This is a genomic window from Cohnella hashimotonis, assembly GCF_030014955.1.
GTDB classification, from domain to species: domain Bacteria; phylum Bacillota; class Bacilli; order Paenibacillales; family Paenibacillaceae; genus Cohnella; species Cohnella hashimotonis.
Genome location: NZ_JAGRPV010000001.1, coordinates 3,967,442 through 3,989,792 on the forward strand (window position 1 = coordinate 3,967,442; position 22,351 = coordinate 3,989,792).

Consider the following 22,351-nt stretch of genomic DNA (forward strand, 5'->3'; position numbering starts at 1 on the left):
GGCTTAAGGCGCGGCCCGCCCGCGAGATGAGAATGTCCGGTCAGCTTTCCCCTTACGGAAGCAGGATGGAATCCTCGACCTTGATGCAGCGGTCCATAACTACGGTCAGGCCGCCGGACGCCGCGATCGCCGCAGCCTCTTCGTTCACGATGCCGAGCTGCAGCCAGAGTACCTTGGCCCCTGCGGCGACCGCCTCTTCCGCAATAGGCGGCGTGTGCTCCGGACGCCGGAACACATTGACGATATCGACGGGCTCTGGAATGTCCGCAAGGGACTTGTAGCATTTTTCGCCGAGAATCTCGGCTTCCTTCGGATTGACGGGGATAATGCGATAACCCTTCGCTTGCATGGCGGCGGACACCATATGGCTGGTCTTGTCCGGATCGCCGGACAGGCCGACTACGGCAATGTTTTTCGTCTCCTGCAGGATGCGTTTGATCTCGTCGCGGCTCGGGTTCGCAAACGGCATGCTCATCTACCTCCGTAGCATAAAATTAACGTTAGCCCGCCGGCTTATTCGGTCCAGCGCACGTTGGCGCCCAGCGCCGTCAGATGGTCGAAGTAATTCGGATACGACTTGGCCACGTGGTGCGCGTCCTTGATCGTAAGCGGCGCCTTCGCGCGGAGCCCGACGACCGTAAGCGCCATAATGACGCGGTGATCGAAGTGCGCGTCGATCGTCACGCCGCCCTCTACGCCCTCCGGACGCCCGTGAACGATGATCTCGTCCCGCTTCTCTTCGACGTTCGCGCCCGCTTTGCGCAGCTCGGCCAAGTAATCTGTAATGCGGTCGCATTCCTTGAAACGGAGATTTTCGACATTGTAAAAGCGGGAGGTGCCCTCGGCGAACACGGCTGCGGCCACCATCGCGAGCACGCCGTCCGTGAATTCGTCTCCGTCGAATTCGACGGCGCGGAGCTTGCCGTTGCCCTGGACGTGCACGACGCCGTCCTTATGCGTCAGCGGCGTTCCCATCGCCTTCAGCACGTCGACGACGGCCCGCTCGCCCTGCTTGCTCTCCTCGAGAAGCCGATGCACGACGACGTCGGAATCGGTGACCGCCGCAGCCGCCAGGATCGCTGCCGAGCCCGGATAATCGCCCTGTACGACATATTCCTGCGCGCGGTATCGCTGGCCGCCCGGCACCTTGAAATGCATCAGATCGCTTGATGCTTCGACGACGATGCCGGCCTGGGCCAGCACTTCGAGCGTCTGGCCGACGACGACCTTCGACTTAAGGTCGTTCAACACCTCAATCTCGCTGTCCTCCGCCAGCAGCGGCGTCAGGAACAGCAGCGCGCTGAGGAATTGGGAACTCACGCTGCCCGATACCTGGATCTTGCCGCCGCGAACGGCGTCTCCGCCGCGGATCGTGATCGGCAGCTTGCCTTCGCGATGATCGATCTTTGCCCCCATACGTTCAAGCGCGGTGATCAGATCGTCATGAGGCCGCTTGCCGAGGGACTCAGGATATTTGTTGACGAACGTGACCTCGGGCAGCAGCGCCGCCACTGCCATCAGGAAGCGCAGCACCGCGCCGGCATTGCCGACGTCGAGCTCCTTGACCGGCTTCGGATGGTTGCCGAAGCCCGTTACCACGATCTTCTCTTCGTCTTCTTCGAGGACGGCGCCCAGGTCCCGCACGCAGCGGCGCAGCGCATCGCTGTCTTCGCTGTGCGCCGGATAGCGGATGACGCTCGTGCCCTCCGCCAGTGCGGCGACGAGTAGGTACCGGGTCGTATAGTTTTTGGACGATAAAGCTTGAATCTCGCCCGCGAGCCGCGGGGTCGGTGTAACGATCATATCCATGTGGCAGCGCTCTCCTTCCGTTTATGAGGGGAAATCGGTTATGTAGGGTGGTTCCTGCCGCGCGCGAGTTGACTTGCGCCGCGTCGTGTCCGTATGATGGGACTGAAGCTAAATGAGCGATGGAGGACAAATCCAGATGAGCACATATGAAACAACGACGGTCGAGCAATTGAAGGCCAGGATCGATGCCGGCGAAAAGCTGCATCTGATCGACGTCCGCGAGGACGACGAGGTCGCTGCGGGCATGATCCCGGGCGCCAAGCACATCCGTCTCGGGACGCTGCCGGACAGGCTGTCCGAGATTCCGAAGGACGAGGAAGTCATCTTCATCTGCCGAAGCGGCGGAAGAAGCGGCAGAGCCTGCGAGTATTTGAGCCAGCTCGGTTACGGACGCACGGTCAATATGACCGGCGGCATGCTGGCCTGGAACGAGCTTTAAGCCAGAAGGAGCCTTAGGGACGCGAGTCGCGCAGCAGCGCGGATTGCGTCTTTTTTTCGGTTTTCGGTCGGCCGGCGAATGCCTCGCCCCTCATCATAGCATATTCGGCGCGTTCCTACCTGAAGGAACTTGCAGCCGCATATCGCAGGGACGGCCGAAGGAGTCCCGGACTAGATGGGCTCGATCGGCCGTCCTGTTGATCGCTTATGCGGGCTTCACATTAATTGTGCAGCCAGTTGTGGTGGAACGTGCCTTCTTTGTCCAACCGCTTGAACGTATGCGCGCCGAAGTAGTCGCGCTGCGCCTGCAGCAGGTTGGCGGGCAGACGCTCGGAGCGGTAGCTGTCGTAATAAGCCAGCGCGCTCGCGAACGCAGGTACCGGAATGCCGAACTTGACGGCCGACGAGACGACTTCGCGCCATGCGTCCTGGTAAGATTCGACGACGTCCTTGAAGTACTCGTCGAGCAGCAGGTTGCGAAGGCCCGGATCGCGGTCGTAGGCATCCTTGATGTTCTGCAAAAAGCGCGCACGGATAATGCAGCCGCCGCGGAAGATCATCGCGATGTTGCCGTACTGCAGATTCCAGTCGTACTCCTCGGATGCGGCGCGCATTTGCGCGAAGCCCTGCGCGTAGGAGCAGATCTTGCTGGCGAACAACGCCTTGCGCACGCTCTCGATGAACGCTGCGCGGTCGCCGGCGAACGCCGTCTTGGCCGGTCCCTTCAGCACTTTGCTGGCGGCGACGCGTTCTTCCTTCATCGCGGACAGGAAGCGCGAGAAGACGGATTCGGTGATGATGGACAGCGGCACGCCCAGGTCGAGCGAGCTTTGGCTCGTCCACTTGCCCGTGCCCTTCTGACCGGCGGAGTCCAGGATGACGTCGACCATCGGCTTGCCGGTCTCCGGATCCTTTTCAGCGAAAATGTCGGTCGTGATCTCGATCAGGTAGCTGTCGAGCTCGCCCTTGTTCCACTCGCCGAAAATCTCGTGGAGCTCGTCCGGCTGCACGCCGAGAACGTCCTTAAGCAGCTGGTAAGCTTCGCAGATGAGCTGCATGTCGCCGTACTCGATGCCGTTGTGGACCATCTTGACGTAGTGGCCGGCGCCGTCCGGACCGATATACGTACAGCATGGATCGCCGTTCACCTTGGCGGAGATGCCCGTCAGGATCGGCTCGACCAGCCTGTAAGCTTCCTCAGGACCGCCCGGCATGATCGACGGCCCCTTAAGCGCGCCCTCTTCGCCTCCGGATACGCCGGTTCCGATGAAGTGGAAGCCGCGTTCGGTCAGATCGTTGCTTCGGCGCTGCGTGTCCGGGAAGTAGGCGTTGCCGCCGTCGATGATGATGTCGCCTTTGTCGAGATGAGGCACGAGCGATTCGATCGTCGCGTCCGTGCCCGAACCGGCTTGGACCATAATCAGAATTTTACGGGGCTTTTCCAGCGAAGCCACGAACTCCTCCACCGTGTATGTAGGCACGAGGTTCTTGCCCTTGCCGTCCGTATTCATGAGGTCGTCCGTCTTCTCCCGCGAGCGGTTATAGACGGCTACCGTAAAGCCGCGGCTCTCGATGTTGAGCGCCAGGTTGCGTCCCATGACGGCCATGCCGACGACGCCGATATTTGCATTAGACATGTTTCGAGTCCTTTCTCCAAGCCCTTAAGCCGTTATTTTCTGCGCGTTTTCAGCCAGTCCTTATTGTACTCTTTTTGCCTGAAGATGAAAACCGGTCCGCCAGGCGCTCGTAAAACGGCGGCGCGCCGCGCTTTTGCGGGCTACTCGGCCTCGGCAGCGCCGTTCCAAGAGAAGTCCAAGACGTCAAGGAACGCCTTGGCCAACGCGATATGTCCAGTGGCGCTCGGATGGACGCGGTCCCAGGCGATCGTCGCCGGGTAGATGTGCGCGAGGATCTTGTCGAACGCAGCCTGCGTATCGACGAACAGCGTGCCGTGATTTTCGGCGATTCGCTTCACGATGCCGCCGTACAGATCCATCGTCTGGCGCATGGCGTCGCTGCGGTTCGGCTCGAGATAAAACGGCGTCATGAGCACGATGCCTTTCACATGGGTAAGCGTCTTTTCGACCAACTCGCTAAGCGTCTCCTCGTATTCTTCCGCGTATACGTGGGACTCCTTGATGTACGGCTGATCGTACTGCCGCCAGACATCGTTGGTTCCGATCATGACGGAGACCCAGTCCGGCGACAAATCCAGCACGTCCGTCTGCCAGCGTCCCGCCAGATCGCGAACCGTATGCCCGCTCGTGCCGACGTTTACGATCCGCACCGCGAGCTCCGGATAGATGCTCTGCAGCAGCCCCGCCGCAACGGAGACATAGCCGGTGCCGAGCCCCGCGCCCAATCCTTCGCCGAACGGTCTGCCTCTTCCGCAATCCGTAATCGAGTCGCCGATCATGACCAGCTTGTCATTTGAAGATAGCTTCATTCGAATATCCTCCTCCGGATTCGTTCCCTATCCTTCATGTACGCACTCGCGTTCTGCCTTATTTTTCATGTCATCATAGCCATCCCACATTTTAACCTGTTGATGCGTCGCAGGACAACACCAAACCTTCATTTTGGCAGCAAAAACGGGATGAAGCATCAACACGCCTGCTTCATCCCGTTTCGTTCTTGCATCCTGTTTTAGCGTGGATCGAAGGTCTAAAGCTCAAGCTGCAGACTCTCCAGTCTCATCGAGGCGAGCTTGGCCTTGGAGGCTTCGACGCCTTCCGCGTCCCCCGACTGGATCGCATCGTGCAGAACGGCGAGCTCGTAGTCGATCTCAAGCCGCAGAACGCCCGCGCGCTGCTCGGCACGCCTCGATTTGTAAGCCTGAATCATATCTTCTACCGTGATCTGAGGGCGCTTCTGGAATATAATCCGATGCTCCATGCCTGACACCTCCACGAGACGTATAATTTCGCCGAACATAATATTCTCTATCAACAAGTGACGGTCCCGAAAACGCTTGACGACGGCGTGACCTCTCGAATCGTTGATCAGCTTTTCCAGCCACATCGCGAACTTCTCGTCCTTGACCAAATAATCTCCGACCATCTTGTAGCGTCCGCTGGTTCGCTGGAATCGCAGCTTCAGCAGTCTCCTCCCCGTGCGGACCGATACGAGAAAAAACGACTCGCTCTCGTTCCAGTACAGGGAATAGCCTTCTTGGATCAAATCCCGAATCAAACTCTGAATCTGTCCGCGATCGAATCGAAGCTCCAAATTGCAATATTCGACTTCATGGCTGCGGTTCACGGCCATCCCCCCCTCCTGCGATATGGGCAGCGATCGAGTTGTTGACCGAATGTTCAGATAATTTGTTCTTACTCTTATCTTATACTTCATCTTATGTTATGGCAACTTGGTTTCTTGACTATTTTCCGGTATAGTGAGGGCAAAATAGCAACCGAAATTTGCCTCAAGAGGTGACTAGCATGTCCACACTACTTAACGCCGGATTCGCGGGTTTTACGGATTCGGACTTCGACGCCATGACCGTCCCGGGTCTGGAAGGACGGATGGAAGCGATCATCCGGCAGGTCAGGCCCAAACTAGAGGGTCTCGGAAACGCGCTGGCCCCCTATTTGGCGGACCTGTGCGCGGAGCCTATGTATCCGCACGTGGCCAAGCACGCCAGGCGGTCGGTCAATCCGCCGAACGACACTTGGGTCGCGTGGTCTCGTCATCCCCGCGGTTACAAAGCGCATCCCCATTTCCAGGTCGGACTGTGGCCCACGCATTTGTTCATTCAGTTCGCCATCATCTACGAAAGCGGCAACAAAACGGTGTTCGCGGAACGCGCTGCCAGCGAGCTCGATTCGATCCGCGCGGCGATCCCGGCTTCGTTCGTCTGGTCCAAGGACCATACGCTGCCTGACGGCATCCCGCATGCGGAGCTCTCTGCCGATTCGTTGACCGAATGGCTGGCCAGGCTCAAAACGGTCAAAGCGGCGGAGATCACCTGCGGTCTTCATATCGCGCGCGGCGACGATCGACTGCAGCATGCGGACAGTCTGCTGCGGACGGCCGAGGATACGATCCGCCGGCTGCTGCCGCTGTACAAGCTATCCTTCTAGCAGAAGCCTTGGCTGTCGTCCGCCTACTCATTCATACACCAAAATTCGCCAAAGCCAAACAGCCGACAACGCAAAAGCAGCCCCTCCGAGTACGTGAGGGGCTGCTCTTTGGGTTGTCGGCGAATCAGGCCGCGGCCGATTGGCTTGCCGCGCGCCGCTGGCGCTTCGCCTTGCGGAAGTGCAGCAGCTCGTAGACGCAAGGCACGAGCACCAGCGTCAGCAGCGTCGCGACGACGAGGCCGCCGATGACGACGATGGCAAGGCTCTGCGACACGATGCTGCCGCTCTCCGACGTGCCGAACACCAGCGGCAGCATGGCGCATACGGTGGCGATGGCCGTCATGAGGATAGGACGCATCCGCGTGCCCGCCGCTTCGATCAGCGCTTCGCGGATCGGCATGCTTGCCTCGTTTTTCTTGACGCGGTCGATAAGCACGATCGCGTTCGTGACGACGATGCCGATCAGCATGACGACGCCGAAGATCGCGGTAAAGTCCGGCGTCACGCCGGTGACGATCAGGCCGAGCACGGCGCCGATCGGCACGAACAGGATCGAGGCCATGATCGCGAGCGGCGCCCGCAGCGTCTTGAACGTGAATACCATGATCAGGTAGACGATGCCGATCGAGACGAGCATCATCATGAAAAGGCTCGCAAAGTCGGCGTTCTGATCGGCGGACGCGCCCCCTACGAACAGCTTCGCGCCATCCGCGGGCTTGATGTCCTTCATCGCGTCCGAGATCTTGCCGCCGACGATCGACAGCTGAGCCGCCTCGACCGTCGCGCTGACGCGGATATACGTCTTGCCGTCCTTCCGGTAGGTTTCGGTCGGCTGATCGCTCTTCACCCATTCGGCGATCTGGGACAGCTTCTTCGGACCTTCGTCCGTCGCGACCGTCAGATCGTTCAGCTCGGCGGACGCGCCCGGCACGAGCAGCGGCTCGAGCGAAACGGCGAGCAACTGGCCGTCCTTGACGACGCTGCCGAGCGGCACCGCGTTCAACATGCCCTGCAGCTGCGATGCGATATCCGAAGCTTTTGCGACCGTAGGGTCGACCTGCAGTGTATACACGGTCTTGCGTTCCTGCTGGTTGCTGGCGACCTTGAGCACGTCTTTAATCGGCTTGATCTTGGCCATGACAAGCTCCGCCGTCTTGTTCAGCGCATCCCGATCGTCTCCCACAATATCGACGAATACCTGGCTGCCTCCGCTGCCGAACATGAGCGAGCCCGCTGATGCGGTCAGCTCGGCGCCAGGATAGCTCGCGCGCTCGTTCTTGACAGCCTCGATGATTTTTTCGGCGTCGGCCTTCGGCTTCATCTGAATCGTATAGTCAACCTGGGTAGGCGACTTGACGTTGCCGTACATGGCGGCGTCCCCGCTGTTGCCCATGTCCATGTTGACCCATTCTTGCCCCTCCTGCTTCATGAGGAACGCCTCGAGCTTCTTGCCGCTCTCGAGCACCTCGTCGACCGGCGTATCCTGCGGGTACGACAGCTGCACGCTGACGCTCGAGGCGTCTGAAGAGTCGATGGCGCCTTTCGGCAGGCTGAAGTAAGTCGCGATCGAGCCTACAAGCAGAAACAGCGCGATGAGCAGCGGCAGCCACTTGTGCTTCAGGTTCCATTCGAGAAAACCGCCGAAACGCTTGGAAGGCTGGTGCTCCTTGATCTCGGAACGCTTGAGCAGTCCCGCGCTCATAAGCGGGATAACGGTCAGCGCGACGAGCAGCGAGGACAGCAGCGAATAGGTAACGGTTAAGGCGAATGGCAAAAGGAACGACTGCAGCGAGCCGCGGAGCAGGCCCATCGGCAGGAAGACGGCCACCGTCGTGAGCGTCGAGGCGGTAATCGCCGTGGACACTTCCTTGGTCGCGTCGATGACGAGCGAGACGGAAAATTTCTCCTTCTGGAGCCTGCGGAAAATGTTCTCGATGACGACGATGCTGTCGTCTACGAGCCGACCGACGGCGACGGCGACGCCGCCCAGCGTCAGAATGTTGAGGCTGATGCCCGACAGGTCGAGCAGGTAGAGCGTCAGCCCGAGCGACAGCGGAATCGATACGATCGTGACGAGCGTCGCGCGCAGGTTGCGCATGAACAGCAAGATGACGACGGTGGCGAACAGCGCGCCCATCAGTACTTCGCGCATCATGCTGTTCACGGAGTGAACGACCTGGTCCGAGGTGCTCATGATGAGCTTGAGCTCCATGCTGCCGTCCTCTTCCATCAGCCGGTCGGCCGTCTTCGCGACGTCCTTGCCCACGCTGACGGCATTCGCGTTGGCGCCTTTGGACACGACGATCATAAGCGCGTCCTTGCCGTCGATGCGGCTCACGCTCTCCTGTTCGTCGGACTGGGTCACGCTGGCGACGTCGGACAGCTTCACGCCCGGCGCCACCGGCAGCTTGGCGACGTCTTCCGCGCTGCCGAGCTCGGCGCTCACGTTCAGGTTGACGGCTTCGCCGTCAAGCACGGCCGCGCCGACCGATGCCGACGCCGTACGCCCCTGCAATACCCCGTACAAAGCTTGTGCCGGCACGCCCTTGGCGGCGAGCTTAGCGGCGTCCGGCTTAATGACGATGCTCGGGCTCGACTTGCCAGACAGCTGAACCTGGCCTGCGCCGTCGATCGCCCGGAAGGCGTCTACCGCGCGCGCTTCGGCCTTGGCTTTCTCCGCATCGCTCAGGCCGTCTTTAAACGTCAGCGACAGGAACGAGATCGGAATCATCGATGTGTTGTACTGGATGACGTACGGCTTCGATACGCGCTCGGGCAGTTGAACCGCTGCCGCCGCTTTTTCGACTTCGTTCTTCGCCGCCGACATGTCGGTTTTCGCGTCGAAATTCAGATTGACCTGCGAGTAACCGTCTCCCGACGTCGACAGCATGCTCGTCTTGCCCTTGATCGCGGACAGCGCCTGTTCGAGCGGATCCGTCACCTCCCGCTCCATGGTGGCCGTGTTATAGCCCGGACCGATGACGCTGACCGTCACCTGCGGGTTGTCGGCTTCGGGCAGGAATTCCATGGGCAGCTTGAAGTAGCTGAACACGCCCAGGCCCAGCGTCATCACGACCAGTATGACGACCGCCGCCTTGTTTTTGAATACGCCTTGAATGAATGAACTCACGATAAAAATAGCCCCTCTCCTCTTGCTTGCATCAGCTACGATCAAGCATAAGGGAGAAGGAGCAGCGGGCGACAACGGCCAGAGACCGGACCTTTACTCAGACTTAAGTCTGAGAAGGAATCGGACCCGGGCCGCTTCCAATGTCTTCCTGAAGGCAAACAAAAACCGCCCCAGGAGGCGGTTCGAACAATTGCGCGTTCAAGTATTCGCAGATCAGGCTTGCTGCGAACGGGACGAGGCGCGGTCGGAGCTGCGATAGCCGGCAAGCAGGCCAAGCGCGCCAAGCGACAGCAGCCCGGACACGATAAATGGAAGTCCGGCCTGCGCGGTCAGCAGCGCGGCTCCGAGCAGCGGACCGACGATGCGGCCGAGGCTGTCCATGGACGAGCTGAGCCCGGAGGCGACGCCTTGGGATACGGTCGTCTTTTGGGTAATCAGCGAAGTTACGCAAGGCTTGATAAGCGAATTGCCGATGCCGAAAATACAAAGGTAAACGGAAGCCGCAATCCAGTTCTGGGCGGTCAGCAGCAGGAAAAAGCCTGCCGCGGAGATGACGAGTCCGACCGCGATATAACGGCTCTCCTGTCCCTGCTTAACTCGCCGCCGCACGATCCCGCCTTGCACGAGCGCGCCGACCAATCCGCAGAAGAAGAACATGAGACCGATCTTGCGCGGCGTGACGTCGAACTTGTCGATGCCGTACAGCTGCAGCGTGCCTTCCAATATAGCCAGCGAGAACGTGACGAAAAAGGCGAGCACGTACAGCTGCTTAAGCGGACCTTGGAAGGCGGTCCATCGGGACTCGCGCCTCTGCAGTCTGGCCGCTTCGCGCTTGTCCGCCGTGAGCGATTCGGGCAGCTTGAGCCAGGCGGCGAAAAAAGTGAGCAGCGAGAGCGCCGCCGCGGCGAAAAACGGCGTATTCAAGGAGAAAGCATTGCTCAGCTCGCCGCCGATAAACGGACCGAACGTAAAGCCCATGCCGATGCTCATGCCGACGACGGCCATTCCCTTCGTCCGGTTCTCCTCGGATGTAATGTCCGCGACGTAAGCGACGATGCAAGCGGTGACCGCGCCGGAAAATAAGCCGCCGAGCAGCCGCGACGCATACATGATCCACAGATTGCCGTCCGCAAGTCCGAACATCAGGAAGCTGACGGCGAAGCCGAGCACGCCGATCATGATGACCGGCCTGCGTCCGATCCGTTCGGATACGCCGCCCCATACGGGGGACAGCAGGAACGATACGAACGAATAAAGCGACAGCATGCCGCCCGTATGCCAGTTCGCCGACTCAGGGCTGGCGTCCGTGACCAGCTGCGGCAGGATCGGTATAATGATGCCGAATCCCACGAAAACGGTGAACAACATAAGTCCTACGATGATCAGCCTGCTTTTCACGTTTTTTTCTCCTTTAACCCTATTAAAGACCCGCGCCCGAATCGATCGGGAGCCGGCCTTCATCTTTAACTCATATGGTAGCACAACGCCCGGGCCGTTCCAAATGAAAGCGCATGACGTTTTGGTGACAGCTTAACGCGCCCGCCCGGCAGGCGCGGAGGGCCACGACGGCGCGTTTCCACGGCTTGTTTCAACGGTTGCAATCCCCCGCGGTTTTGCTATACTCATGCTTGTTCGCAATCTATGTTCGGCATTGAAAGGCAGTGAGGCAAAAGTGGACCACTCCCGCACGCCCTTGTTCGATGCGCTGCTGCGCCACAAGGAACGCAACCCCGTCCAGTTCCACATTCCCGGCCACAAGAAGGGTGCGGGCATGGATCCCGAATTCCGCAGCTTCGTCGGCCAGAACGTTCTGGACATCGACCTGATCAATATCGCGCCGCTCGACGACCTTCACCAGCCGGTGAGCGTCATTCTCGATGCGCAGCGGCTCGCCGCCGACGCCTTCGGCGCCGATGCGACGTTCTTCTCCGTCCAGGGCACCAGCACGGCGATCATGGCGATGATTCTGTCCGTCTGCGGCCATGGCGACAAGATCATCGTCCCGCGCAACGTCCACAAATCGATTTTGTCGGCGATCATCTTCGCCGGCGCGCGGCCCGTCTTTCTGTCGCCTGCGCGCGACCGCAATCTGGGAATCGATCACGGCGTGACGACCCAGTCGGTCCGCAGGGCGCTCGAGCGCCATCCCGACGCGGTCGCGGTGCTCGTCATCAATCCTACTTATTATGGCGTATGCGCCAACCTGAAGGAGATCGTGGATCTCGTGCACGAGTATGACATTCCGGTACTCGTCGACGAAGCGCACGGCGCGCTGATTCACTTCTCGGAGGAGCTGCCGTTGTCCGCGATGGCGGCCGGCGCCGATATGGCCGCGACGAGCATGCACAAGCTCGGCGGTTCGATGACACAGAGCTCGGTGCTTAACGTCAGAGGCGCGCTCGTCAACGTCAAGCGCGTGCAGACGATTTTGAGCCTGCTGACGACGACGTCGACCTCCTACCCGCTGCTCGCCTCGCTCGATGCCGCGCGGCGTCACCTGGCGATGAACGGCCGCGAGCTGGCTGCCGTCGCCGTGGCCAGAGCCGAGCGCGCAAGAGCGGAGATCAACGGGATTCCCGGCCTGTACTGCTTCGGCGAGGATATTCTGGGCGAGGAAGCGACCTTCGATTACGACCAGACCAAGCTGACGATTCACGTTCGCCACCTGGGCATCACCGGCTACGACGCGGAGAACTGGCTGCGGGACAAGCATAGCATCGAGGTCGAGCTGAGCGACATGTACAATATCCTGTGTCTCGTGACGCCCGGCGACGACGATACGACGATGGGCATTCTGCTCTCCGCGCTGCGCGAGCTGTCAGACAGCTATATGGGCAAAGGCGAGATCAAGGAGCTGGTCGTCGAGATCCCGCAGATTCCGCATCTTTCCCTGACGCCTCGAGACGCTTTCTACGGCGAGACGGAGATCGTGCCTTTTCGCGCGTCTGCGGGCCGGATCATCGCCGAATTCATTTACGTATATCCGCCGGGCATTCCGATCCTGCTGCCGGGCGAAGTCATCTCCCAGGACAATATCGACTACATCGTCGACCACCTCGAGGTCGGGCTGCCCGTCAAGGGTCCCGAAGACCGCAACGTCGAGTTCGTCAAAGTTATCGTCGAGGAGACCGCGATCTCTTAAGCGGACATAAAAAGAGCCAATCCTTCAAATGACGGCTTCGTCGCCCATTTGAACCGGATTGGCTTTTTTGTGCGAGTGTCAGTCCGCTTCCTGCGCGGCCAGCTCCTCGTACACCTTCATAACGCGTTCCCATTCTTCGTCGTCTTCGATGTTGACCAGAACTTCGTCCTCGCCGTCTTCCTCGATCCGGAAGATGACGCCGTCGTCGTCCGGATCGTTGCGGTCGAGGAGCACAGCGTATGCTTGGTCCCCGCTCTCGAACGTATACACCAGCACCATCTCGTGCTCGTTGCCATCCTCGTCGGTCACGACGAATACGGCTTCATCGTGCTCGTGATCGCAGTTTTCGTCATGAACATGATCGCTCATCGGAGAACCTCCGTTCATCGGTTAAATTAGTCTTCGCCCTATCCTATCACTAACCCGATACCGGGTCAAACGACGCGCCAAAAGCCGCGATCGCGATCGCGGCCCTTGCACAATTCCGCGCCGGGCGCGGCTTACTTGGCAAATACGGTCTTCTCCGACACGACCTGATACGAACCGCCGTCGGCCGACCTCATCCAGAAGCGGATCGTATACTTGCCTACGCTGCTGAAGTTATAGGTGAATTCCCCGCTCGTGAACCAGAAGTTGTCCTTGTCCGTCGGGAAGTCGTTTTCCTTGCTCGTGTGCGTCTCGATTTCTTTTTCGTCCCCGTAAGGATCCGCGATCGTAACCTTGAACGCATTGATCGACACCGTAAGATTGTCCACCTGCGAAAATACTTTAAAGCTCTTCTTTCCGCGTTCCACGCCACCGAACGGCTTGCTGCCGTCCATTAAAAACATATGCACGTTCGGCTTGACGATCGACACCTTCTTCGCCGAGTCGTCCCAAATGACAAGCGCCTTCATCAGGTCGGCCAGACTGCGGACGCCTACGTAAGCCTTGCCTTCCTCAAGCATGCCCTGGTCATCCAGCTCCTGCTTGTTGATGACGATCCGCACCTTTTGCACGACCGTGTCCGCGTATATCGCGGAGCCGCCGACCAAGGAGAGCGCGACAGTCAATATCAGAAGCCTGCGCAGCTTCATTACCTATCCCTCCGCTTTCGCCGCAAGTTGACAAACGATAATTTTGTTGTATGTAAACGTATATACCGCTGCGCTGCGCAAAAGTTGCGGTAAGGGGAGAGATTAAAGTTTCGGGACGATTCGACCGATATTCCGAAGTGTCGGCAGGACGGCTCGGAATATGCGGTTGCCCGGGAAATGCTCTCCCCTTCCGTTTATTTCCCCGTTCGCTTTACCCTTTTTTGGGCAGCGTAAGGATGCAGGGGATGCCCTTGCCGAGCGCGCCCGGCTTCGACATCCGTTCGAGGTACGCGATGCCCCGCGCGCAAGGCGTCTTGCATACGGCGCATACGTCGGACAAGACGACCTTCATCTGAGGCTGGACATGCTCGGCGTGCGCCTTTTTTTTGGCTCCGCCTTTAGCGCTTTTGCTCTGGCTGGCTGGCTTGCTCATCTCGCGCTTCTCCCCCGGCGTCCGTGTGCGGAGCGCCAGAATAATTTATGCATGCAAAAGCCCGGACGCCACCGCCGGTCCGGTATGGGATTTGACATCTTCTGCAACCTCATAAATTATGGTACAGTAATTTAGAATTTACGGTCGGGGGCTCGTAGGGGCTGGTCACGGGAGGCTGCTGATGGATATTCGGATGCTGGGTTGCGGAAGCGCGTTCGCCAAGGAGTTTTACAATAACAACGCCATCGTGTATGCGGGAGGCAAGAAGCTTCTGCTCGACTGCGGGACGACTGCGCATGTCGCCATGCGCAAACTCGGCATCTCCCTGCCCGAGCTCGACGGCGTGCTGGTTACCCATATTCACGCGGATCATGTAGGCGGACTGGAAGAGCTCGCTTTTCAAATGAAGTTCCAGTTCAAACGACGAATTCCGTTATATATCGCAGATACGCTTACGGGCATTTTGTGGGAGCATTCGCTTCGGGGCGGCTTGGAACAAGAAGGCTTGCTCTCGCTCTCCGATTATTTCGACGTCCGGCCGCTGCAGGAAGGCAGACCTTACGAGGTGCTCCCGGGACTGACTGCCGAGCTATTGCGAACGCCTCATATTCCGGGGAAGCTAAGCTACTCCATTTTATTCGGACCGTCTTTTTTCTACTCGTCCGACATGGTTTTCGAGCCCGACCTGCTCCGGCAGCTTGTTGCGGAGCGCGGCGTCAAGACGATTTTTCACGACTGCCAGCTCGAACCGCCCGGCGTCGTACATACTTGTCTTCCGCAGCTGCTGACGCTGCCCGAAGATCTGCAGCGCAAGATTTATCTGATGCATTACGGAGACGACCAGCCTGCGTATGCAGGCCGCAGCGGCGAGATGAGATTCGTCGAACAGCATCGTCTGTACAGCTTTTGACTTTAGAATCCGGTTAAAACAAGGAGGCGAACGTATTGACAGGCTTGTGGATCGGAGCTGCAATCATCGTAGCCGTCATCATCTGGCTAACGATCTGGGTAACGAAAAAGGCCTATTCCAAAAAATGGGAAGGCGATAACGACGAATAAACGTCCTCTTCTACGGACGGCGCGTACACGGTCGTTAACACGGGAGCCGTATCGTCGGGCTTGGGAAACAGGCCGCAGCCGGCAAGCGTTGCGGACGCTCCTGCGATCATCAACCATTTGGCCGTACAACGAGCGCGGCCCTGCTTGCGAACGTTCATCGGGGATTCCTCTTTTCTTCTATCGGATATCCCCAGTCTGTACCGATTGTACCGCTTCTATCCTTCGCGATCGAGCAGCCTTACGACCGCAAGCAGCACCGCGCCGATGAGTCCGAACAGCAAGACGAGCCATAACGTCAACAACGGGATATTGTCCATTCCCGGGAAGCGCCTCCGATTCTGTCCATACTAGCCTTAGATACCGGTATCACCAGTTTACGCGGCGATTGGGCGTATCATCCACGAACCGGCCAAAATTTTATTGAAATCAGTTGTTGACTTCGATCGCTTGTCTTGCTATTATATAAAAGTCCTTCCGATACGATCTGATAGCTCAGCTGGGAGAGCACTACCTTGACAGGGTAGGGGTCACAGGTTCGATCCCTGTTCAGATCACCATACTTATCCATGACAGAAGTCTAGCAGCCGCTAGGCTTCTTTTATTTCGTTCGACATCTCCAGCTGTTTTGTTCGTTACTCCTTCGCTCCCGCACACCTCCCCCGGATTCAATTTTCCTGTCATTTCTTTTCACCCCGTTTAAAGTCAGCCTCCCCTGCTCACAATAACAACCGAAGGAGGGAATTCACCATGTTAAAAACTTCTCGACGCAACGCGCTGCTCGCAGCGACGCTGCTGCTGGCGCTAGCCTCTCCCGCAATGGTCGGCAAGGCCAGCGCCGAGACACCAACCGGAGACGAGCCGTCGGTCTCCCGACAGGTTCAGACGCCGGCTTCAGCCGCGCCGATGCCTGGCGCAGAACGCGTCCATCGCGAGGGCCATCACCACGGCCGCAAGCATCAGCGCAGACTGAACGATATGGCCGAAGTGCTGGGCATGACGCCGCCGCAGCTGATCGACGAGCTCAAGAAAGGCAAGTCGATCGCTCAAATCGGCAAAAGCAAAGGCATGAGCGAGGATCAGCTGATCGGCAAGCTGCTCGATAAAGAACGCGTCCATCTCAAGGAACAAATCAACCGTACCTGGACGGCCGAAGCCAAAAAAAATACGTAACTTGGCCGGTTCCAAATCGCGGGTCGGCGCAAAGCCGACTCGCCGATTTTGGCCCTCGAATTTTTTTTTGAATAAACACTTTACACGACGTTAATCTTCCTCTATAATCAATCAAGTCGCCACCAAACATGATCTGATAGCTCAGCTGGGAGAGCACTACCTTGACAGGGTAGGGGTCACAGGTTCGATCCCTGTTCAGATCACCATACTTAACGACAACAGAGCTCTCGATTTCATCGAAAGCTCTTTTTTATTTTGAGTCGCAGGCCCGTATTGACAATCTCCGGAAAATGATACATTATGTATCCATCAACTTCCCGGAGGAGCTCGCCCGATGAAAAACCGATATCTGCAATTGGATGCGCTGAGGGGATTAGCCGCAGCGATCGTTGTGCTAGGACATGTGTACGCGGTTCATGCAGAGCATTCGGCAATGGCAGCTCTATTGTTCGAGTCCTCCTTCTCCCCTTTCGTTTTTCTCGTGAACGGCCATGCGGCTGTCATCTTTTTCTTTGTACTCAGCGGTTTCGTCCTCTCCCTCCCCATTCTCGGCAGCCGAAAGGTCGCCTACGGGGGCTATATCGTGAAGCGCTTTTTTAGAATCTATGTGCCTTACATCATAAGCATCGCGATAGCCATTCCTTTGCTGGCTTACGCCCCTAAGTTTCAAAGCGAGCTGTTCCCGCCCGCATACAATGCCAATTGGACGCATTCGCTCAACGTCAAAGAGATCGTCAGTCATGTGATCGCGATCGGCCCCTTCAGGACCGTCGATCTGAACGGCGTTATTTGGACGCTTGTACATGAAATGCGGATCTCGATCGTCTTCCCTTTCGTCGTCTTGATCCTGTTGGCCCGCAAATGGGGTACAACGTTGATCTTGCTGCCTGCGCTATCCGCAATGTCCGCCATGGCGATCTCTTACGCTCACATCGACGCAGCAGACACGCTTCATTATTTGTCTTTTTTTATACTGGGCATGCTCATCGCCAAATACAAAAGCGAGCTAATCGGATTCATCGGCGAACGTCTCGCACATATCCGTTGGGTTTTTTGGATCGCAGGTTTTTTCGTTTTTAATTACGGTTCCTTCATCGAAAAAAGTTTGGCGGGCACTCAAACGGCGTTTCCTTTCGGGTGGATGGCCGGAGACTACACATACGCAATCGGCGTGTGCGCCATTCTTGTTTTGTCCCTCTCGTCGCCCCGGGCGACCTATTGGCTTACGCGCAAACCGCCTGTTTTTCTCGGAAAAATATCGTTCAGCTTGTATTTGTACCACTTCCTGATCCTGCTTTCTTTCATGCATTATTTCTACGGCCGCGCCTCTTTTTATCTGCTGCTGCCTTCGGCAGTCGCCCTTTCCTTGGCCGTAGGTTACCTGGGCTATAAATATATCGAGCTGCCGTCCATCGCGCTTGGCAGACGAATTGCAGGCAAGCTGAACCGCGAGCCGAAGAACAGGGTCCGGCTTCGCAACGACGGAAAGGAAAATCAAGCGGCCGTCTGAGACCGTTGGAAATACGACACCATTTCAATAGGGCCGCTCGACGAAGGAAGCTCTCAAGGCTTCCTTTTTTGTTTGCTGCAACCTTTCTGCGCAACCTTACGTTTTAGTGGTTGACCGATCGGGAAAAACAATCCATACAAGGAGGACACGATCATGAAAAAATCGTACAAGAGCTTGTTTGTTCTACTCGCCGTCTTGCTGTTCACCCTGAGCGCAAGCGGCTCCGCGTTCGCCTTCAACGATATCGACAAGGATGCCGGCAAAAGCTACATCGAACAGCTTCAAAAGAAAGGCCTGATCAAAGGCGACGGCAGTGGGATGTTCAAGCCGAAAAGCGCGCTTACGGCGCAATCGGCCGTCCTGCTCATCGTGAACGGATTCGGACTCAACATCGACAACATCCGGTTTATCAAGGAGCCCAAGGCGAGCGACTTCTTTACGAAGGTCAAGGACGATGCGTATTATGCCAAAGCCTTCATCGTCGCGAACCTGAACGGCCTCGAGATCCCGCGCGACATCGACCCGAACGGCAAAGTCACGCGCGAGCAATTCGCGCACTGGATCTTCAAGGCGATCAGCAAAAAGGGCGACTATGCCTGGATCGAAATGTACCAAACGTTCAAAGACGAGGATAAAGTCACGAAAGGCTACATGGACAGCGTCCAAAAGCTGCTCGTCGGCAAAATCGCTTCGCTCGACAACGGGAAATTCCGTCCGAAGGATGCAATCACGCGCAGCGAAGCCGCGGTCATCCTCGCCAAGGCGCTCGCGTTCGTGAAAAACACGCAGCCCGTGCCTCCGGCAGAGCCCGAGCAGCCCGCTTCTCCGCTGACTGAAGTCAAGCTGACGAGCGAGGCTTACGGCAGCGAAGCGCTGAAAGTCACGATATCCGCCCAAGCTCCGCATCCGGGCTATGGCATCGAAATCGCGAACGTCGCTTTTAAGGATAAGCAAGCGATCGTCACCTATCGAATCGTCAAGCCCGACCCGGCGGCGCTTTACCCGCAAGTGATCACGACGGTCAAAGCGACCGTTTACGTAAGCAACGCCTACACCCCGGTTCTTGGCGGCGAGGCAAAATAATTGACGCAAAAAAAGAGCCGCCGGGAACATCTCCGGCGGCTCTTTTTTTTGCGTGCACAGCTTCAGCCGCGGCCGCCCGTATCGGCTTCCTCAGCGGACGCCGCAGTCTCCTGCCGCATGCGCTCCGTCTCCCCTGCCGTCAATTCGGGCACGCACCAATCGATCGGCTTAAGGCCGGCTTGCCGAAGGTAGTCGTTCGCCTTGGAGAACGGCCGGCTGCCAAGAAAGCCGTTGTGCGCGGACAAGGGGCTCGGATGCGCAGATGCGATTACGAAGTGCTTGCTTTTATCGATAAAAGCCGCTTTCTTCTGCGCATGGCTGCCCCACAGGATGAACACGAGCGGCTCTTGCCGCTCGTTCAGCGCCGCTACGACGGCGTCCGTGAACCTTTCCCAGCCTAGTCCCTTGTGAGAGTTGGCCTCCCCTTCCCGTACCGTCAGCACTGCATTTAGCAGCAGCACGCCCTGCTTCGCCCAATGCGATAGATTGCCATGGCTTGGAACCGGGCAGCCGAGATCGCTCTGAAGCTCCTTGAAAATATTGCGAAGCGACGGCGGCTGCCGCACGCCAGGCAGTACGGAAAAGCTGAGACCGTGCGCCTGTCCCGCGCCATGATACGGATCCTGGCCAAGGATGACGACCTTCGCATTCCGATAGGAAGTCAGATGAAGCGCCTCGAAAATATGGTGCATGTCCGGAAAGACCGTCCGCTCGCGGTATTCGGCCGCCAATTGCGTTCGGAGCGTCTTATAATAGGGTTTGTCCAGTTCGGGTTGCAGCAGGGGCTCCCAATCGTTCTTGAACACCGCTGGCATAGGCACGCCTCCTGATTTATGATAGCTATGAAGCGATTCTATTATATCAGAATCGATCTGTTCGCCCAAAAGGCAAAGGAGACGCGTCCCATGACTTCAATCTGCTGGTACGACAACGCATTCCTGCCCGAGGAGGAAGTGCGGATCTCGCCGTATGACCGCGGCTATAACTTCGGGGACGGCATCTACGAGGTATTCCGCGTCTATGGCGGCCGATTGTTCGAAGCAGAAGCGCACTTCGAACGGCTGCGGCTTAGCGCAGAAGGGCTTAAGCTCGCATTGCCCTGGGGAATCGAGGGACTGCGCGCGGCAATGAGCGAATTGGTGGAGCGGAACGCGCTGTCCGAAGGCACCGTGTATCTGCAAATTACGCGCGGAGTCGCGCCTCGCAATCATCTCTTCCCTGCCGGCGCCGCCCCCGTCGCGCTTGCGTATACGCGCGAAGTAGCGCGCCCCGTTCAAGCGATGGATCAAGGCATATCGGCCATCACGCTCGAGGATATCCGCTGGCTGCACTGTAATTACAAGACGCTGAACCTGCTTGCCAACGTGCTCGCAAAGCAAGAAGCGGCGGAACGCGGCGCCGCGGATGCCGTCCTGCACCGGAACAGCACCGTGACCGAAAGCAGCGCGTCCAACGTCATGATCGTCAAAGACGGCGTACTTGTCACGCATCCGGCGAACAACCTGATTTTGCACGGCGTCACGCGCGCCGTAACGCTTCGACTGGCACGCGCCGCGGAGATCCCTGCCGAAGAGCGCCCCTTCTCTCTGGACGAGCTGTACGGCGCCGATGAGGCGTTCGTGACGGGCACGACCGTGGAGATCACGCCGATCGTGTCCGTGGACGGCCGCAAGATCGGCGATGGCAGGCCCGGCCCGCTCACGCGCAGGCTGCAGCGCGAATTTTCGGCCGCCATTGGGCTGGAGCAATAATAAAAACGGCTCCGCCGCGCTTCCAGCGCGAACGGAGCCGTTCCAATATCGTTAACCGACCTCGATGCTGAACACGACATAACGGTTCAGTTGTTTTTCTTCCTTCTCCGCTTTGTCTACGACTCTGTAAGAATCCGCGCCCTCTTCCTGAACGACGAAGTACGATCGCTCATGCTCTCTGTACAATTTTTTGGCCAGATCGATCGCGTACTGCTTCATCATGCCGTAACACTCCATTCTTTCGGCGCTTCGCGCGCTTTCCCCGTTTTCCTGTCATTTTGAATTCAACGCCCATCCCCCGATTTCCTGCCAAAGCGGAAGGATATTTGGACAACCGAAAACGGCTGATTTCGTAATTCTTGTATTGCAATATACCCTAATGGGGTATAGTATAACAAGGTGGAAGGAGGTTCAAAATAATGAAAAAGACACTACTCATTCTCGGAGTTACTGCCACGCTCATGCTTAACGGTTGCGCGAGAGGCGCTAACGTGGAAGGCATGCAGGCCATGGACCATCAAGCGCACGCTCTTTCAACGGCCACGTTCGAGGGATTAAAGAAAGCATCCGCCCCTGCATTTCCTGTCGGAAGCAAGGTTACGATTCATTCGGATCACATGGAAGGGATGAACGGCGCCGAGGGTACGGTATCCGGGGCATTCGATACGACCCTTTACGCAGTAACTTACAAACCCGCAACGGGCGGCAAGACTGTCCATGATCACAAGTGGGTGATCCAGGAGGAGTTAAAAGATGCGGGCGAAGCGCGCTACGCGCCGGGCGACTCCGTCACGCTGAATGCGGACCATATGGAAGGCATGATGGGGGCCGCGGCCACAATCGATCTCGTCGTGAAAGGCACCGTCTATTCCGTAGACTACGATCCGACTACCGGCGGAGATACGGTTAAAAACCATCGATGGGTATCCGAAGACGAGTTGTCCGCCAGATAACCCGTCCCTGTTGTCATTTTAGTCCGAACGTTTTTCGTATCACGGAAAATAGCAAAGCGCCGAATGCGGCGGCCGCATTCAGCGCTTTGCAGTAACGCTATTTTACGATTGCTGGCATCCATTCGCAATGGATTCTACGATCAGGAGCGACCGCCCTTGCGGCCTGCCTCTTCGCGGCTCATGCCGTTCCGATCGTCGCTTTGGCTGCGGTTGTTGCTGCCGCCTCGGGCTTCGCCGCCCTTTTCGCCGATTTCTTGGTAAAATTCCTTGTCATGCGTCCTTGCTGTCGCTTCTCCACCCATACGTCCTGCTTCTTCGCGGCTCATCGTGTTGTTGTCGTCGTTGCGTGCCATTCAGAATCACTCCTTTGGGTTTGTCGGGCTTGCCTGCCCACGGTATATGTACCCGTACCCGATGAGTGTAAACGATAATGAGAGCTTTCTCAAAATAACAACGGCGATCGCTGTCGGTTAAACGAAAACGCTCCGCCTCAGCATTCGCGGGATTCGCGAACAACGAGACAGAGCGTGTTAGAAGTCTTAATGTAAAATTGCAATCGTACCGAAGACTTTCGTTGTCGACAACGTCAACCCAGTAGTCGGCGAAAAGCTTAATGCAGAGGACAGGGGTCGAACCCGTACGATGGTCACCCATCGCAGGATTAAGTCCTGAAACGGGCTTATTGGCTTATCCCTGTTCTTGTTTTGCTCCTCGA

23 protein-coding genes and 2 tRNA genes are annotated in these 22,351 nt (G+C 57.8%); 11 read left to right on the plus strand and 14 right to left on the minus strand.

From position 1 onward, the window contains the following. Positions 1-52 precede the first annotated feature (52 nt). Both KB449_RS15975 and aroA read right to left on the minus strand, forming a co-directional pair. Complete coding sequence (locus tag KB449_RS15975; RefSeq protein ID WP_282909327.1) at positions 53-469, minus strand: CoA-binding protein; 417 nt, start codon at positions 467-469, stop codon at positions 53-55. 44 nt (positions 470-513) lie between these two features. After that, on the minus strand, positions 514-1,809 hold the full coding sequence (gene aroA / locus KB449_RS15980; RefSeq protein ID WP_282909328.1) for a 3-phosphoshikimate 1-carboxyvinyltransferase: 1,296 nt from the start codon (positions 1,807-1,809) through the stop codon (positions 514-516). 136 nt (positions 1,810-1,945) lie between these two features. Here aroA and KB449_RS15985 point away from each other — a divergent pair, with 136 nt between their 5' ends. Next, on the plus strand, positions 1,946-2,248 hold the full coding sequence (locus tag KB449_RS15985; RefSeq protein WP_282909329.1) for a rhodanese-like domain-containing protein: 303 nt from the start codon (positions 1,946-1,948) through the stop codon (positions 2,246-2,248). 220 nt (positions 2,249-2,468) lie between these two features. On the opposite strand, the gene gndA is transcribed toward KB449_RS15985, so the two are convergent. From gndA to KB449_RS16000, 3 genes are all read right to left on the minus strand, one after another. After that, complete coding sequence (gndA, locus tag KB449_RS15990) at positions 2,469-3,884, minus strand: NADP-dependent phosphogluconate dehydrogenase (RefSeq protein WP_282909330.1); 1,416 nt, start codon at positions 3,882-3,884, stop codon at positions 2,469-2,471. 140 nt (positions 3,885-4,024) lie between these two features. Further along, positions 4,025-4,693 carry an SGNH/GDSL hydrolase family protein gene (locus tag KB449_RS15995; protein ID WP_282909331.1) on the minus strand — a complete coding sequence of 223 codons (669 nt, stop codon included), beginning with the start codon at positions 4,691-4,693 and terminating at the stop codon, positions 4,025-4,027. Positions 4,694-4,911: 218 nt separating this feature from the next. Next, the gene (locus KB449_RS16000; RefSeq protein ID WP_282909332.1) at positions 4,912-5,508 is read right to left on the minus strand and encodes a hypothetical protein; all 597 of its coding nucleotides are present in this window, start codon (positions 5,506-5,508) and stop codon (positions 4,912-4,914) included. Between the two features lie 179 nt (positions 5,509-5,687). On the opposite strand from KB449_RS16000, the gene KB449_RS16005 reads away from it, so the two are divergent. After that, positions 5,688-6,329 (plus strand): DUF1054 domain-containing protein, encoded by a 642-nt coding sequence (locus KB449_RS16005; RefSeq protein WP_282909333.1) that lies wholly within the window; start codon positions 5,688-5,690, stop codon positions 6,327-6,329. Between the two features lie 124 nt (positions 6,330-6,453). Here KB449_RS16005 and KB449_RS16010 read toward each other — a convergent pair whose 3' ends face one another. Together KB449_RS16010 and KB449_RS16015 are read right to left on the minus strand one after the other, a co-directional pair. Continuing rightward, positions 6,454-9,459, minus strand: coding sequence for an efflux RND transporter permease subunit (locus KB449_RS16010; protein WP_282909334.1), 3,006 nt, complete (start codon positions 9,457-9,459; stop codon positions 6,454-6,456). A gap of 213 nt (positions 9,460-9,672) precedes the next feature. Next, positions 9,673-10,857 (minus strand): MFS transporter, encoded by a 1,185-nt coding sequence (locus tag KB449_RS16015; protein ID WP_282909335.1) that lies wholly within the window; start codon positions 10,855-10,857, stop codon positions 9,673-9,675. Between the two features lie 274 nt (positions 10,858-11,131). Here KB449_RS16015 and KB449_RS16020 point away from each other — a divergent pair, with 274 nt between their 5' ends. Then, on the plus strand, positions 11,132-12,601 hold the full coding sequence (locus KB449_RS16020; protein ID WP_282909336.1) for an aminotransferase class I/II-fold pyridoxal phosphate-dependent enzyme: 1,470 nt from the start codon (positions 11,132-11,134) through the stop codon (positions 12,599-12,601). Between the two features lie 78 nt (positions 12,602-12,679). On the opposite strand, the gene KB449_RS16025 is transcribed toward KB449_RS16020, so the two are convergent. The 3 genes from KB449_RS16025 to KB449_RS16035 form a co-directional block, all read right to left on the minus strand. Next, on the minus strand, positions 12,680-12,970 hold the full coding sequence (locus KB449_RS16025; RefSeq protein WP_090115327.1) for a DUF1292 domain-containing protein: 291 nt from the start codon (positions 12,968-12,970) through the stop codon (positions 12,680-12,682). 131 nt (positions 12,971-13,101) lie between these two features. Continuing rightward, positions 13,102-13,677 carry a stalk domain-containing protein gene (locus KB449_RS16030; RefSeq protein WP_282909337.1) on the minus strand — a complete coding sequence of 192 codons (576 nt, stop codon included), beginning with the start codon at positions 13,675-13,677 and terminating at the stop codon, positions 13,102-13,104. Between the two features lie 211 nt (positions 13,678-13,888). Beyond that, positions 13,889-14,110, minus strand: coding sequence for a hypothetical protein (locus KB449_RS16035; RefSeq protein ID WP_282909338.1), 222 nt, complete (start codon positions 14,108-14,110; stop codon positions 13,889-13,891). A 175-nt stretch (positions 14,111-14,285) separates the two neighbouring features. On the opposite strand from KB449_RS16035, the gene KB449_RS16040 reads away from it, so the two are divergent. Beyond that, on the plus strand, positions 14,286-15,020 hold the full coding sequence (locus KB449_RS16040; RefSeq protein WP_282912831.1) for an MBL fold metallo-hydrolase: 735 nt from the start codon (positions 14,286-14,288) through the stop codon (positions 15,018-15,020). Positions 15,021-15,132: 112 nt separating this feature from the next. On the opposite strand, the gene KB449_RS16045 is transcribed toward KB449_RS16040, so the two are convergent. Further along, on the minus strand, positions 15,133-15,327 hold the full coding sequence (locus tag KB449_RS16045) for a hypothetical protein (protein ID WP_282909339.1): 195 nt from the start codon (positions 15,325-15,327) through the stop codon (positions 15,133-15,135). A 323-nt stretch (positions 15,328-15,650) separates the two neighbouring features. On the opposite strand from KB449_RS16045, the gene KB449_RS16050 reads away from it, so the two are divergent. The 5 genes from KB449_RS16050 to KB449_RS16070 all read left to right on the plus strand — a co-directional run bounded on the left by KB449_RS16050 (position 15,651) and on the right by KB449_RS16070 (position 18,932). Then, positions 15,651-15,726, plus strand: a tRNA-Val gene (locus KB449_RS16050). Positions 15,727-15,916: 190 nt separating this feature from the next. Further along, the gene (locus KB449_RS16055; RefSeq protein ID WP_282909340.1) at positions 15,917-16,339 is read left to right on the plus strand and encodes a hypothetical protein; all 423 of its coding nucleotides are present in this window, start codon (positions 15,917-15,919) and stop codon (positions 16,337-16,339) included. Positions 16,340-16,469: 130 nt separating this feature from the next. Then, positions 16,470-16,545, plus strand: a tRNA-Val gene (locus KB449_RS16060). A 128-nt stretch (positions 16,546-16,673) separates the two neighbouring features. Then, positions 16,674-17,849 carry an acyltransferase family protein gene (locus KB449_RS16065; RefSeq protein WP_282909341.1) on the plus strand — a complete coding sequence of 392 codons (1,176 nt, stop codon included), beginning with the start codon at positions 16,674-16,676 and terminating at the stop codon, positions 17,847-17,849. A gap of 153 nt (positions 17,850-18,002) precedes the next feature. After that, a complete protein-coding gene (locus tag KB449_RS16070) occupies positions 18,003-18,932 on the plus strand; it encodes an S-layer homology domain-containing protein (protein WP_282909342.1) in 930 nt (309 codons plus the stop codon). Between the two features lie 62 nt (positions 18,933-18,994). On the opposite strand, the gene KB449_RS16075 is transcribed toward KB449_RS16070, so the two are convergent. Then, on the minus strand, positions 18,995-19,747 hold the full coding sequence (locus KB449_RS16075; RefSeq protein ID WP_282909343.1) for a uracil-DNA glycosylase: 753 nt from the start codon (positions 19,745-19,747) through the stop codon (positions 18,995-18,997). A 90-nt stretch (positions 19,748-19,837) separates the two neighbouring features. On the opposite strand from KB449_RS16075, the gene dat reads away from it, so the two are divergent. Beyond that, positions 19,838-20,683: a D-amino-acid transaminase gene (dat, locus tag KB449_RS16080; RefSeq protein ID WP_282909344.1), complete on the plus strand. Its 846-nt coding sequence runs from the start codon at positions 19,838-19,840 to the stop codon at positions 20,681-20,683. Between the two features lie 51 nt (positions 20,684-20,734). Here dat and KB449_RS16085 read toward each other — a convergent pair whose 3' ends face one another. After that, positions 20,735-20,905, minus strand: a complete 171-nt coding sequence (locus KB449_RS16085; RefSeq protein ID WP_282909345.1) for a hypothetical protein — start codon at positions 20,903-20,905, stop codon at positions 20,735-20,737. Positions 20,906-21,102: 197 nt separating this feature from the next. Between KB449_RS16085 and KB449_RS16090 the strand changes: the two genes are divergently transcribed. Further along, the gene (locus KB449_RS16090; RefSeq protein ID WP_282909346.1) at positions 21,103-21,636 is read left to right on the plus strand and encodes a YdhK family protein; all 534 of its coding nucleotides are present in this window, start codon (positions 21,103-21,105) and stop codon (positions 21,634-21,636) included. 140 nt (positions 21,637-21,776) lie between these two features. Here the strand turns inward: KB449_RS16090 and KB449_RS16095 are convergent, their stop codons facing one another. Beyond that, a complete protein-coding gene (locus KB449_RS16095) occupies positions 21,777-21,989 on the minus strand; it encodes a KGG domain-containing protein (protein ID WP_282909347.1) in 213 nt (70 codons plus the stop codon). Positions 21,990-22,351 lie beyond the last annotated feature (362 nt).

Coding starts and splice junctions, on each gene's coding strand:
- KB449_RS15975 (WP_282909327.1), bottom strand. CDS start 469: ATGCCGTTTGCGAACCCGAGCCGCGACGAGATCAAACGCATCCTGCAG.
- aroA (WP_282909328.1), bottom strand. CDS start 1,809: ATGGATATGATCGTTACACCGACCCCGCGGCTCGCGGGCGAGATTCAA.
- KB449_RS15985 (WP_282909329.1), top strand. CDS start 1,946: ATGAGCACATATGAAACAACGACGGTCGAGCAATTGAAGGCCAGGATC.
- gndA (WP_282909330.1), bottom strand. CDS start 3,884: ATGTCTAATGCAAATATCGGCGTCGTCGGCATGGCCGTCATGGGACGC.
- KB449_RS15995 (WP_282909331.1), bottom strand. CDS start 4,693: ATGAAGCTATCTTCAAATGACAAGCTGGTCATGATCGGCGACTCGATT.
- KB449_RS16005 (WP_282909333.1), top strand. CDS start 5,688: ATGTCCACACTACTTAACGCCGGATTCGCGGGTTTTACGGATTCGGAC.
- KB449_RS16025 (WP_090115327.1), bottom strand. CDS start 12,970: ATGAGCGATCATGTTCATGACGAAAACTGCGATCACGAGCACGATGAA.
- KB449_RS16030 (WP_282909337.1), bottom strand. CDS start 13,677: ATGAAGCTGCGCAGGCTTCTGATATTGACTGTCGCGCTCTCCTTGGTC.
- KB449_RS16035 (WP_282909338.1), bottom strand. CDS start 14,110: ATGAGCAAGCCAGCCAGCCAGAGCAAAAGCGCTAAAGGCGGAGCCAAA.
- KB449_RS16045 (WP_282909339.1), bottom strand. CDS start 15,327: ATGAACGTTCGCAAGCAGGGCCGCGCTCGTTGTACGGCCAAATGGTTG.
- KB449_RS16055 (WP_282909340.1), top strand. CDS start 15,917: ATGTTAAAAACTTCTCGACGCAACGCGCTGCTCGCAGCGACGCTGCTG.
- KB449_RS16065 (WP_282909341.1), top strand. CDS start 16,674: ATGAAAAACCGATATCTGCAATTGGATGCGCTGAGGGGATTAGCCGCA.
- KB449_RS16070 (WP_282909342.1), top strand. CDS start 18,003: ATGAAAAAATCGTACAAGAGCTTGTTTGTTCTACTCGCCGTCTTGCTG.
- KB449_RS16075 (WP_282909343.1), bottom strand. CDS start 19,747: ATGCCAGCGGTGTTCAAGAACGATTGGGAGCCCCTGCTGCAACCCGAA.
- dat (WP_282909344.1), top strand. CDS start 19,838: ATGACTTCAATCTGCTGGTACGACAACGCATTCCTGCCCGAGGAGGAA.
- KB449_RS16085 (WP_282909345.1), bottom strand. CDS start 20,905: ATGATGAAGCAGTACGCGATCGATCTGGCCAAAAAATTGTACAGAGAG.
- KB449_RS16090 (WP_282909346.1), top strand. CDS start 21,103: ATGAAAAAGACACTACTCATTCTCGGAGTTACTGCCACGCTCATGCTT.
- KB449_RS16095 (WP_282909347.1), bottom strand. CDS start 21,989: ATGGCACGCAACGACGACAACAACACGATGAGCCGCGAAGAAGCAGGA.